The sequence below is a fragment of the Patulibacter sp. genome, from assembly GCF_030655195.1.
Taxonomy (GTDB): domain Bacteria; phylum Actinomycetota; class Thermoleophilia; order Solirubrobacterales; family Solirubrobacteraceae; genus Patulibacter.
Genome location: NZ_JAURWA010000045.1, coordinates 1 through 12,127 on the forward strand (window position 1 = coordinate 1; position 12,127 = coordinate 12,127).

Below are 12,127 nucleotides of genomic sequence, written 5' to 3' on the forward strand. Positions count from 1 at the left end.
GCCGCGACCGGTGCCGGTGCTGCCTGCGGCGTCGCGACCGGGATCGCCGGCGGGGGCGGCGGGGCGGTGCCCTGGGCGGCCTGCTCGAGCCGGGCGATGCGGGCCGCCAGGGCCTTGGCCTGCGGGTCGATTTGGGGCAGCGCCGCGCGGACGAGCAGCAGCTCGAGCTGGGTCCGGGGGTCGGCGCCGTCGCTCATCGCCGACAGCGCGGCCGCGACGAGGTCGATGACGCGGATGACCGTGGCGCCCGAGAGCGTCCGGGCCTGGGCGACGGTGCGCTCGTCGCGGTCGGGCGTGATCCGCAGCTCGTCGGGCAGCCCGCCCGTCATGAGGACGAGCAGCAGCGCGCGGGCGTGCGCCTCGACGTCGACGGTGACCTGCCGGAGGTCGCGGCCCTGGGCGGAGAGCTCGGCCGCCACCTGCAGGGTCGCGGCGGCGTCGCCGGTGCCGATCGCGTCGAACGCGCGGAACAGCAGCTCGGCGTCGGCGACGCCGAGGACCGACAGGACGTCGTCGGTGGTGATGTCCTCGCCCGCGTAGGTGACGAGCTGCTCGAGCGTGCCGAGGGCGTCGCGGAACGAGCCGGTGGCGTGCCGGGCGACGAGCGCGACCGCCTCGGGACCGATGTCGATGGACTCCTGCTGGGCGACGCGGTCGAGGACGCGCGAGAGCTGCACCGGCGTGGGCCGGTGGAAGTCGAACCGGTGGCAGCGGTCCACGACGGTCGGCAGGACCTTGTTGGCCTCGGTCGTGGCGAGGACGAAGATCGTGCGCGGCGGCGGCTCCTCGAGCGTCTTGAGGAACGCGTTCCACGCCGCGTTGGACAGCATGTGCGCCTCGTCGAGGATGTACACCTTGTGGCGCCCGCCGACGGGCGCGAAGGCGACGGAGTCGCGCAGGTCGCGGATGTCGTCGACGGAGTTGTTCGACGCGGCGTCCATCTCGACGACGTCCATCGAGGTCGCCTCGGCGATCGACCGGCACGCCTCGCAGGTGCCGCACGGCGCGACGGTCGGCCCGGGGTGCCGCTCGGCCACGGGGACCGACGGGTCGCCCTGGCAGTTCAGGCAGGCCGCGAGGATCTTCGCCATCGACGTCTTGCCGGTCCCGCGCGACCCGACGAAGAGGTACGCGTGGTGGACCTTGTCCTGCTCGATCGCGTTGGAGAGCGTGCGGACGACGTGTTCCTGGCCGACGACGTCGGCGAACGATCGCGGTCGGTGGCGGCGGTAGAGGGACGGGGCGGACACTCGGGCCGAGTCTACGGAGCGCCCGGGCGGCGCCGCGTGGCGGGACGGGCCGTCAGGCCCCGAGCTCGGACCGCAGCGCCGCGAGCTCCGCGCGCAACGCCTGCAGCTCCGCCCGGACGTCCTCGAGCTCGCCCTCGAGCTGGACGACGCGGCCCTCCAGGTGGTTGCGCGGCGGCTCCTCCGGCCCGTCGGATCCGCCCCGTCCCGGCTCCTCCCGCCGGTCCGTGCCGCCCCGTCCCGCGTCCCCACGCCCGTCGCCGGCGCGCGGCGGTGCCGGCCCGAGGTCGAAGTCGGACGGGCCGTCGTCGTCGCGGTAGACCGGCGGCTCGGCCGCGCGCTCCACCGCGACGGTGCCGCTGGTGGCCGCGGCCTCCGTCTGCAGCTCGTCGCCGCCCATGACCTGCTGGACGCGCCCCTCCTTCTGCCCGGGCCGGCGCTCGAGGCGGACGACGAGCCGGCGGGTGATCAGCCGGTCGATCGTCGTCTCGAGCTCGTCGGCGCTCCCGAACCGGTGCAGCCGCTCGGTGCGGGCGCGCAGCTCGCCGGGGGTCTGCGGGCCGCGGAGCAGGAGGACCGCGATCACGGCCTGCTCGTCGGGGCGGATCTGCATCGTGTCGGCGAGCAGGTGGCGGTACTTCGCCGCACGCGAGCCGCCGGCCGACCGGGTCCACCGACGCCGGGCCAGCTCCTCGAGGGCGGCGCGGATCTGCGCGTCGTCGTACTGGACGACCGGATCGCGGTTGGTGGACTGGTTGCACGCCGCGCGCAGGGCGTTCAGCGTCAGCGGATAGGTGTCCGGGGTCGTGCGCTGCTTCTCGAGCAGGGCACCGAGGACACGGAGCTGCACGGCGTCGGGCTTCACGGGCGGCAGGCTAGCGGTCGCGTCCGACGCCGGAACCGGATCCGCCGCCGGTCCCTCCGTGCTCCGCGTCGGCGCATGTCGGTACCGTCGCCCCCGCATGGACGGCACCCGTCGCTCGCGCGCGGCCTCGGTCGCCGCCCACCTCCTCGCCTGCTGCGCCGTCGGGCTGCTGGTCTGGCTGGCGTTCGGCCGCACCGCGTTCGTCAACTACGACTCCGCCTGGTCGCTGGACTGGATGCGGCAGCTGCTGGCCGGCGGGTCCCGCCCCGACCTCGAGCGCCTCTTCTCCCCCACGCCGCACCCGCTGAGCGACCTGTTCTCCGGCCTGCTGGTGCCGCTGAGCGACGGGGGCGGGCCCGCCGTCGGCCGGGGCGCGGAGACGGCGCTGGTCGTCTTCGCGATGTTCTGGATCGGCGCCCTGGGCGTCGTGACCTTCCGCCTGGGCGCGGCGTGGTTCGGCACCGCGGCCGGCGTGGTCGCGGCGGTCGTGGTGCTCACGCGCGAGCCGGTCCTCTCCTACGGGCTGCGCACCTACCTCGACCTGCCCTACGCGGTCTTCCTGCTGCTGGCGCTCCTGGCCGAGACGCGCCGGCCCCGGAACGGTGCCCGGACGATGGTCTGGATCACGCTCGCCGGCCTCCTGCGCCCCGAGGCGTGGCTCCTGGCCGCGGCGTACGTGGGCTACCTCGTCGTCGCCCGGGTGCGGGAGGACGCGGCGGTGCACGGGGACGCGGCGACCGGCCAGGACGCGGAGCCCGACGGAGGCCGGCCCACGGCCGGTGACGGGGCGGTCGAGGGGAACGCGGCCGCCCCGTCGCGCCCGCGCACCTGGCTCGCCGCCGCGGACGTCCGGTCGCTCCTGCCGCTGATCGCCCTCTCCCTGGTCGCGCCGCTCGGGTGGATCGTGGAGGGCCTCGTCCTCGCCGGCGACCCCCTCCAGGCGCTGACCGGGACCCAGCAGAACGCCGCCGACCTCGACCGCGTGACGGGCGTCGGCTCGGCGATCACCGTGATGCCGCGCCGCCTGGGCGAGATCGTCCGGGAGCCCGTCCTGCTGGCCGCGGTCGGCGGCGTCGTGCTGTCGCTCGCGTTCCTGCGCCGGCGCGCGGTGCTGGGCGTCGGGGCGGCGATCGCCGCCGGGGCCGCGTTCTTCGTGCTGGCCGCCGCGGGCCTGCCGCTGCTGACGCGCTACCTCGTCTTCCCGGCGACGCTGCTGATCGTCTTCGCCGCCGCCGGCCTGCTCGGCTGGCGCCACCTGGAGGCCGACCACCGCTGGCGCCGGCCGTGGCAGGCGTTCGCCGTCGTCGCGCTCCTGGCGTTCGTGGTGTTCCTGCCGAGCCAGGTCCACCGCCTGGACCGGCTGCAGGCGGCCCTGAGCCTGCAGCAGCGCGTGATCGGCGATCTGCGCGACGTCACCGGCGAGGTCGTCCGGCCGTCGCTGGGGGCCTGCGGCATCGGCGTCGGCGACACCGCGTCGGGGGACGGCGCGGTGCCGGGCATCGCCTACCTGGGGGACGTCGACGACCTGCGCGACGCCGAGCGCGAGGACTCGGGTCTGCTCTTCGAGCGGCTGCAGCCCGCCGTCGGCCTGCCCAACCACCGCGCCGTCCCGCAGGTCCTCCTGTGGCTCGGGCAGGGCGGCGGCGTCGGCGACCGGCCCCCGTCCGTCCAGGCCCTGCCGCGCCCGGGCGACGACCCGAGGACCCGGGCCGGCGATCCGCGGATCACCCTGCTCCCGTCCTCGGAGCAGGTCGCGCGCGGCTTCATCCTGGACAAGGCCGACAACGGGCGCGGCCTGCCCACCGCCCCGCGCGGGGCCATCCGCGCGGGCACCCTGGGCACGTGGACGGTCTACGGCGCGGGCCGCACCTGCGCCGCCGCCCTGCGGGACCGCCTGACCCGCTGACTGCGACACCGGTCCGGTCGGCGCAGCCGGCGCGGCCGGAGCGGTCGGCGCGGCCTTCCCGACCCTCGCCGCCTCCTCCACGCTGCCCCGGATCGGCCGCGAAGTGAGACCCGATGAGCGATCCGGGTCACTCCGATGGACCGCCGGTGCCCGTCCGGCACCGTCGGCGGAACGTGTCGCCGCCCGCCTCCCCGGCTCCCCGTATGGACAGGAACGCCGTGAGCGGACGCTGTTCGTTCGTGGTCGTATGGACGAAGGGGTGGGGTACGGCGCACGCGTTCACACGATGGTGAAACGCCCCGGCCGTCCCTTGCGCCATCGGGACAGGGGCCGCCGTGAGGTCCGTTCGTAGGTTTGGCCTCGCTCCCGGTGCCGTCGTCACGCGGCACCTCCCCTCACCCCGAGGTCCTCCTCCATGCTGGATTCATCCGCCACCGCGGACGCGGTCGACGACGTCGTCCTGGACGTCGAAGACGCACCGACCGGGCTCAGCCGCCGCTCATTCGTGGGCCGGGCCACCGTCGCCGGCGCCGCGGGCGCCCTGCTCGCCTCCGGGGCGCTGGCACCCGCCGCCCGCGCCGCCGACACCGACGCGCTGCCGGGTCTGCCCAGCGTCGCCGCCGTCAAGGCGCGCCTGGAGGCCAAGAAGCTCCGCACCGTCGACCTCGAGATCGTCGAGCTCGCCGCGCTGCTGCAGGCCGGCGAGCTGACCTCCGTCGAGCTGACGACCCTGTACCTCGAGCGCATCGACGCGCTCAACGGGTCGTTCGAGACCTACGACGACAACGGTGCCTACGGGGCCTTCATCCGCATCGACCGCGACGGCGCGCTGGCCGGCGCGAAGGCCGCCGACGCGCGGCTCGAGGCCGCCCGCAAGGGCGGGCCCGCCGCGCCGTACCTCTGCGGCATCCCGATCGGCGTCAAGGACTCCATCGGCCTGAAGGGCCAGCCGGCCCAGAACGGGTCGACCGCGTTCGTCGGCAACCTCGGCATCGAGGACCCGCCCGCGATGGCCCGCCTGCGCGAGCAGGGCATCGTCTTCCTGGGCCACACGGTCTGCTCCGAGTACTCGAGCTCGATCGCCGGCACGTTCGCCGGCAACGCCTGGAACCACCGCTACGTCCCGGGCGGCTCCAGCCAGGGGTCCGGCGTCGCCGCGATGGCCCGGCTGGCCGCCGCCGCGATCGGCGAGGAGACCGGCGGCTCGATCATCGTCCCGGCGTCCGCCAACGGCGCCTCCGCGATCAAGCCCGCTCTGGGGACCTCCTCGGTCGCCGGCGTCATGCCGCTGAGCCCCGGCGTCGACGTCATCGGCCCGATCGCCCGGTCGATGGCGGACGCCTCGCTGATCCTCAACGCGATGATGGGCCCGGACCCGATCAACGACCCGCAGACGCTCTCCTCCCCGGTGACGGAGGCGCTGCCGATCACGGGCCGCATGGGCAAGCCGCTCGCCGGCCTGACCATCGGCGTGCCGCAGACCGACTGGATGACGTCGTCGACGACGGCCGCGCCGCAGACGCAGTACTCCGCCGAGAACCTGGCGGCGTTCAACGCGCTGCGCGCGAAGCTCCAAGACCTGGGGGCCACGGTCAAGGACTTCCGCGGCCTGAACATGCGCCTGCCGGCGGAGAACCCCTACAACCCGTCCACGGGCGCGGTCACGCTGGAGACCGTCGACGGGACGGCCATCAGCCCGTCGACCGCGGTCGTCAGCTCCAACCGCTCCGACACCCGGTACGCGGAGGCCGTCGGCGAGTTCGCGGCGACCCGCCCGTTCGCCCAGGCCACGCGCCTGCTGGCCAACTACGGTCGTGTCTCGGGCGGCGTCCGGTCGTTCGCCAACGCCGCGGCGTTCAACGCCGGCATCTCCTCCCGCGCCCGCCGCGAGGGCGAGCGTCGTCGTCGTCAGCTGGCGGCCAACTACAAGGCCGCACTGGACGCCGAGGGCGTGGACTTCATGCTCGTCGCGACCTTCGGCTCGAAGGTGACGCTGCGCGGCAACCTGCCGGTGTACCGCAGCTTCTTCCAGGGCCCCAACGCCCTGGCGTGGCCGATGGTCTCGTTCCCGATCGGCTTCTCCGCCGACGACGGCGCGACCCCGAGCACCGTCATGCCGATCACGGCCCAGTTCCTCGGGCCCCGCGACACGACGTCGATGATCACCCAGGCCGCGCTCGACTACCAGGCGGCCACGGACTGGCACCAGCGCGTGCCCACCGACATGGCGCCGCTGGCCAACCCCGGTCGCCGCCGCGCGGAGCGCACCGAGAACCTCGAGGTCGACCCGCTGCAGAGCAACGACCCGCTGATCTACGAAGAGGCCATGCGCGAGGCCGGCCGCTAAGCCCGAAACGGACCCAGAACCATGCCTTTCCTCACCATCGCCTGGGCGGCCCCGTACTCCATGGGCATCATGCCCGCGGACTCCGGCGTCGTCCTCGACACCCCCCTGACCGTGCCCTGGAACGTCAAGCAGAGCACGAACGTCCTCCCCTACGACCTGGCCGACCTGACCGTCAAGCCCGCCCCCGGCGCGCCGACGCCCGAGCCGCCGGTGATCGTCAACCCGCCCGCCGGGCCCGCCCCCGCGCTCCCCGGCGCGATCGGCGGCGGCGCGGGCGTCACCCCCGCCCCGGCCCCGCCCTCCGGCGTGGTCCGCCCGGCGGCCGTGCCCCGGATCACGACCCTCCCGCGGGTCAACCCGGCGTCGTACCGCGCCCGCGGCCTGCGCGTGCGGATCACCGTCGTCGAGAAGGCGCGCGTCGTCGTGCACCTCGAGGCGCGGATGAAGCGGCGGGCGACCTCCCGCCGGCGCGCCGCCACCGTGCTGCGCCGCCTGACCAAGCAGCGCGCCGTGACGCTGAAGCCCGGCACCACGACCCTGCGCCTGTCCCCGACGGTCACCGGTCGCCAGGTGATCGGCCGCAAGTCCCGCACCCGCGCCTCGCTCGTCGTCAGCGCCCGCTACACCGACGGCCGCCGGACGACGGCTCGCCGCACCGTGATCATCGCGCCGGCCCCGGCGACGACCAAGAAGGGCTGAGCGCATGCACGACTCCGATCTCCTCACCACGACCGTCGACGAGCCCACCCCGGTGGAGCGCGACGAGGCCACGGGCGTCTCGCGCCGCGGCTTCGTCGGCCGCACCGGCGCGGCGGCCGCCGCGGGTGCCGTCCTCGTGACGACGCTGACGGCCGCACCGGCGTCGGCCAAGGCGGCCCGCCCCGGCGCCGTCCCCGCGGCCCGCGCCGCCAAGGCGCAGGCCGCCCCCGGCCTGCCCGACGCCGCGGCGATCAAGGCCCTGAACAAGCCCCTGGTCGACCACGACGTCGTCGAGCTCGCGTCCCTGCTGCAGGCGCGAGAGATCACCTCCGTCGCGCTGACGCAGGCGTACCTCGACCGCATCACGAAGTTCAACGGCCCGTTCGAGGTCTACGGCGACAACGGCGGCTACAACACGTTCGTCCGCGTCGCGACGACCGAGGCGCTCGCCCAGGCTGCGGCCGCCGACAGCGCGCTCGATGCCGCCAAGGCCGGCACCGGCCCGGCACAGCCGTACCTCTGCGGCGTGCCGATCGCCGTGAAGGACTCCGTCGGCGTCGCCGGCCGGACGGCCGGCAACGGCACCCCCGCGTTCGCGAACAACATCGCGATCGAGGACGCCACCGCCGTCGAGCGTCTGCGCACCCTGGGCGTCGTGCTGATCGGGCACACGATCTGCTCGGCCTTCTCGGGCGTCATCGCCGGCAACTTCGCCGGCAACGCCTGGAACAAGGACTACGTGCCCGGCGGCTCCAGCCAGGGCTCGGGTGCCGCGCCGATCAACCGCCTCGCGGCGGCCGCCATCGGCGAGGAGACCGGCGGGTCGATCATCTGGCCCGCCGCCATCAACGGCGCGTCGGCGATCAAGCCGTCGCTCGGCCTGGGCTCGATGAACGGCGTGATGCCGCTGTCGGCCACCTACGACGTGCTCGGCCCGATCTGCCGCTCCGGGCGCGACGCGGCGATGATCATGAACGCGATCGCCGGCCCCGAGCCGCTGGGCGACCCCCAGACGCTGGACGCGCCCAACCCGTTCCCCGTCCTGCCGATCGCGCCGACCCCCGGGGACAAGCCGCTGGCCGGCCTGGTCGTCGGGATCCCGCAGACCGACTGGATGACCCGGACCGTCAAGAACGGCGACGGGACGCTGACCTCGACGGTGGTCAAGGAGTCCCCGCAGTCGCTCTACGACGCCGACCACAAGGCCGCGTTCGACCGCGTCCGCGGCGAGCTCGAGGCAATGGGCGCCACGGTCAAGGAGTTCCGTGGCTGCGACATCACCGACTACGGGACGGAGGGCTCGAAGTACCTCGACGGCGACAACCCGTACTACACGAACCCCCAGGTCCTGGAGACGATCGACGGCACCCCGGTCAGGCCCCGCGACGCGGTCGTCTTCGCCAACCGCGCGGAGATCAGCTACATCGAGGCGATCCAGGCGTACGCGGCGACGCAGTCCGCAGCGGTGCAGACGACGCTGACCAACCAGTACGGCCGCCGCGCCGGCGGTGCGACGGCGACGACGACGCCGGCCGTGCCGGTGACGCTGGAGGCCCAGGCCAACCTCGTCGGCGGCGTGACCAACGGGGCGCGCCGCGAGGGCGAGCGTCGGCGGCGCCTCCTGATCGAGAACTACCAGAAGAGCCTGGACGACGCGGGCGTCGACATCATGCTCGTGATGTCGATCGGTGCCGAGGTCGGCAAGCGCAACCCGGCCAACGCGAGCGACGGCCTCCCGCTCCGGCGCTACAACCAGATCGCCAACGACCTCTCCTGGCCGATGGTGAACTTCCCGGTCGGCCAGACGTCCGGCGCGAAGCTGCCGATCAGCGTGCAGCTGTGGGGCCCGCGCTTCAGCGAGCCCCGCCTGGTGCAGGCCATGGTCGACTACCAGACCAAGCACCCCGAGCACCACACCCGGTTCCCGTCCGATCCGGCCGCCCCGGCCACCCGGACCGCGACGCGGACCATGAGCCGCCGGTCCGACGCCGGTGAGGGTGGCGCCCCGGACCCGTTCGCCCACAACGACCCGACGGTCACCGAGGCCGCGGCGTCCGAGGACCGCGGCTGAGGTCGCCCGCCGGCCGCCCGGTGACCAGGGCCCGCGGGCCTCGCCGTCGGGTTCGCCGTCTTCGCGGTCGGGTTCGCCGTCTTCGCGACGGTGGACCCGACCCGGGGCCCGCCCCGGGTCGTATTCCCGCCCCGGTGACCGTGTCCCGCGACACACGGTCACCGGGCGCGCGTACCCCGGTTCGTACCCCCGACCGTACCGCCGAAAAGCCCGTGGTACCGGGGGATTCCTGCCCCGGCGGCGGACTTCCCAGGGGGCCCGGAGTGCGCCAGACTGGACCTCGTCGTGCTCGTCGAGGACCCCCATCCGCCGACCCCCGACCGCGCTCCGGGCGCTCCGCCCGGCCGGCCTTCGGACGACGTCGCCGGGCCTCCCGCCGAGGACGTATCGCCCCCGGTCCTGACCCTCGCGGATCGCGAGGCGCTGCTCGAGCTGATGGTCGGCATGCGGACGTTCGAGGAGCGCGGCGTCGCCCTCTACAAGCAGGGCCGCACGCCCGGGTCGTTCTACGACGGGCACGGGCAGGAGGCGATTCCCGTCGGCGCCACCTTCGCGATGGGCCCCGACGACGTGCTCTGCTCGCCGCTGATCCGCGACATGGGCGCCCACCTCGTCCGCGGCACCGACCTGACCGAGATCATCCGCCACCACCTGGGGCGCGACAACGCCCTGAGCCGCGGCCGCGAGGGCAACGTGCACTTCGGCGACCCGCGCAGGGGCGTCGTCCCGATGGTCTCGATGCTGCCCGACATGTTCGTCGTCGCGGTCGGCATGGCGATGGCGTTCCGGCTGCGCGGCGAGCGGCGCGTCGCGCTGACGTTCTTCGGCGACGGCGCGACCTCGCCCGGCGCCTGGCACGAGGCGATGAACTTCGCCGGCCTGCGCCGGGAGCCCGTGGTCATCGTCTGCGAGAACAACGGCCTGGCGTACTCGACCCCGAGCAGCGCGCAGTTCGTGGTCTCCCCCGCCGACCGCGCCCCGGCCTACGGCATGCCGGGCGTCGTGGTCGACGGCAACGACGTCGAGGCCGTCTTCGCCGCGGTCCACGCCGCCCGCGAGCGTGCGCTGGCCGGCGACGGCCCGACGCTGGTCGAGGCGCGCACGATGCGGATGCACGGGCACGGCTCGCACGACGACGCCCGCTACGTCGACCCGGCGCTCCTCGAGGTGTGGCGGCAGCGCGACCCGATCGCGACGTACGAGGCGACGCTGCGGGAGGCCGGGATCGACGTCGACGCCGTTCGCACCCGGGTGCTCGAGCGGCTGGACCTCGCGGTCGAGGCCGCACTGGCCTCGCCCCTGCCCGACCCGGCCCGCGCCACCGACGGGCTGTTCGCCACGGAGGAGCCCGTCCCGCTCGGACGCGGCGACGCACCGTGGAGCGGCTTCGCCGCAGAGGCCTCGATCGGTGGGTCCGGGCGATGAACACCGTCGACCGGGCCTCCGCCCCCGGGGCCGACGGCTCCGTGGGGGACGCCCCCGCCACCCGGACGATGACGTACCTGCAGGCGATCACCGACGCCCTGCGGGTGGAGATGCGGCGCGACGAGCGCGTCTTCGTCCTCGGCGAGGACGTCGGGGCGTTCGGCGGCGCGTTCAAGGCGACCGAGGGCCTGTTCGACGAGTTCGGCGCGGACCGGGTGCAGGACACGCCGATCGCGGAGGCCGCCATCATCGGCACCTCGGTGGGCGCGGCGCTCGCCGGGCTGCGTCCCGTCTGCGAGGTCCAGTTCGCCGACTTCGTCGCCACCGGCTTCGACCAGCTCGTCAACGTCGCGGGCAAGATGCACTGGCGCACCGGGCTGGCCGTCCCGATGGTGCTGCGGCTGCCCTCGGGCGGCGGCTTCGCCGGAGGACCGTTCCACTCCCAGAACCCCGAGGCGTGGTTCATGCACGCCCCCGGGCTGAAGGTCGTCGCCCCGTCGAGCCCCGCCGACGCGAAGGGCATGCTGGCCGCCGCGATCCGCGACCACAACCCCGTCTGCTTCCTCGAGCACAAGCACCTCTACCGCCGGATCAAGGGCGAGGTGCCCCTCGGCGAGCACGTCGAGCCGTTCGTCGCCCGGACCGTCCGGTCGGGCGAGGAGCTGACGATCGTCGCCTACGGCGCGATGCTCCACCTGGCCGTCGAGGCCGCCGGGCGCTTCGAGGACGGCCGCGTCGAGGTCCTCGACCTGCGCTCGCTCGTCCCGCTCGACGAGGAGGCGATCCTGGCGAGCGTCCGCCGCACCGGCAAGGTCCTGATCGTCGACGAGGCCAACGAGACGTGCGCCGCCGGCGCCCAGGTCGCCGCGCTGGTCGCCGACCGCGCGTTCTCCGACCTCGACGGCCCCGTCCGCCGCCTCGCGGCCCCGGACGTGCCGATCCCCTTCAGTCCGGGGCTCGAGGCCGCCGTCCTCCCCACCGCCGACCGCATCACGGAGGCCGCGCGTGAGCTCCTCGCCTACTGACCTGCGAGCGCCGTCGGGTGCGCCCGACGGCACCGGCGCGTCGGCCGTCGCCGGCACGCCCTCCCCGGCCGACGCCGCCATCCCCGCCGGCGCGACCGACGTCCTGATGCCGCGGATGGGCACCTCGGTCGCCGAGGGCACGCTCCTGGAGTGGCGCGTCGCGGTCGGGGACCCGGTCACCCGCGACCAGGTGCTCTGCGAGGTCTCGACGGACAAGGTCGACGTGGAGTGCCCCGCCCCGGCCGACGGCGTCGTCGCGGAGCTCCTCGTCGAGCCGGGCACGACGGTCGACGTGGGCACCGTGATCGCGCGGCTGCGGTCGTCGGGCGGCGACCCGTCGGAGAGCGGCGCGTCGGCCGACGGCGGCCCGGTGGGCGGCGAAGCGCCGGCGGATGGCAGCGCACCGGCGGGTGCCCCCTCGGGACGCGACGGCGCGTCGAGCCTCGGCTCTCCCGGCAACGCCGCCCCGACGACCGACCCGCGCGCCGAGCGCCGCGACACGTTGCGCCGGTCCTCCCCCGTCGCCGCGCGGCTCGCGGCGG

General features: G+C 74.9%; 9 protein-coding genes. 7 read left to right on the forward strand and 2 right to left on the reverse strand.

Features of this window, described 5'->3' with window-relative positions; genetic code table 11:
- Window positions 1-1,250 (reverse strand): DNA polymerase III subunit gamma/tau (gene dnaX / locus Q7T67_RS05050; protein ID WP_304786647.1); only part of this gene is annotated, 1,250 nt, incomplete at its 3' end.
- Between the two features lie 52 nt (window positions 1,251-1,302).
- A complete protein-coding gene (locus Q7T67_RS05055) occupies window positions 1,303-2,112 on the reverse strand; it encodes a YceH family protein (RefSeq protein ID WP_304786649.1) in 810 nt (269 codons plus the stop codon).
- 97 nt (window positions 2,113-2,209) lie between these two features.
- Between Q7T67_RS05055 and Q7T67_RS05060 the strand changes: the two genes are divergently transcribed.
- The 7 genes from Q7T67_RS05060 to Q7T67_RS05090 form a co-directional block, all read left to right on the forward strand.
- Window positions 2,210-4,018: a hypothetical protein gene (locus Q7T67_RS05060; protein ID WP_304786651.1), complete on the forward strand. Its 1,809-nt coding sequence runs from the start codon at window positions 2,210-2,212 to the stop codon at window positions 4,016-4,018.
- Window positions 4,019-4,433: 415 nt separating this feature from the next.
- On the forward strand, window positions 4,434-6,365 hold the full coding sequence (locus tag Q7T67_RS05065; protein WP_304786653.1) for an amidase: 1,932 nt from the start codon (window positions 4,434-4,436) through the stop codon (window positions 6,363-6,365).
- A gap of 21 nt (window positions 6,366-6,386) precedes the next feature.
- Window positions 6,387-7,064 carry a hypothetical protein gene (locus Q7T67_RS05070; protein ID WP_304786655.1) on the forward strand — a complete coding sequence of 226 codons (678 nt, stop codon included), beginning with the start codon at window positions 6,387-6,389 and terminating at the stop codon, window positions 7,062-7,064.
- A gap of 4 nt (window positions 7,065-7,068) precedes the next feature.
- A complete protein-coding gene (locus Q7T67_RS05075) occupies window positions 7,069-9,135 on the forward strand; it encodes an amidase (protein WP_304786657.1) in 2,067 nt (688 codons plus the stop codon).
- 285 nt (window positions 9,136-9,420) lie between these two features.
- The gene (locus Q7T67_RS05080; RefSeq protein WP_304786660.1) at window positions 9,421-10,560 is read left to right on the forward strand and encodes a thiamine pyrophosphate-dependent dehydrogenase E1 component subunit alpha; all 1,140 of its coding nucleotides are present in this window, start codon (window positions 9,421-9,423) and stop codon (window positions 10,558-10,560) included.
- Between the two features lie 68 nt (window positions 10,561-10,628).
- Complete coding sequence (locus Q7T67_RS05085; RefSeq protein WP_370695363.1) at window positions 10,629-11,585, forward strand: alpha-ketoacid dehydrogenase subunit beta; 957 nt, start codon at window positions 10,629-10,631, stop codon at window positions 11,583-11,585.
- Window positions 11,566-12,127: biotin/lipoyl-containing protein (locus Q7T67_RS05090; protein ID WP_304786663.1), on the forward strand; the 562-nt coding region annotated here is incomplete at its 3' end. The genes Q7T67_RS05085 and Q7T67_RS05090, both read left to right, overlap by 20 nt.

What these genes read in the sequence shown, in the direction of transcription:
- Q7T67_RS05060 (WP_304786651.1), top strand. Translation starts at nt 2,210, where the DNA reads ATGGACGGCACCCGTCGCTCGCGCGCGGCCTCGGTCGCCGCCCACCTC.
- Q7T67_RS05065 (WP_304786653.1), top strand. Translation starts at nt 4,434, where the DNA reads ATGCTGGATTCATCCGCCACCGCGGACGCGGTCGACGACGTCGTCCTG.
- Q7T67_RS05070 (WP_304786655.1), top strand. Translation starts at nt 6,387, where the DNA reads ATGCCTTTCCTCACCATCGCCTGGGCGGCCCCGTACTCCATGGGCATC.
- Q7T67_RS05075 (WP_304786657.1), top strand. Translation starts at nt 7,069, where the DNA reads ATGCACGACTCCGATCTCCTCACCACGACCGTCGACGAGCCCACCCCG.
- Q7T67_RS05085 (WP_370695363.1), top strand. Translation starts at nt 10,629, where the DNA reads ATGACGTACCTGCAGGCGATCACCGACGCCCTGCGGGTGGAGATGCGG.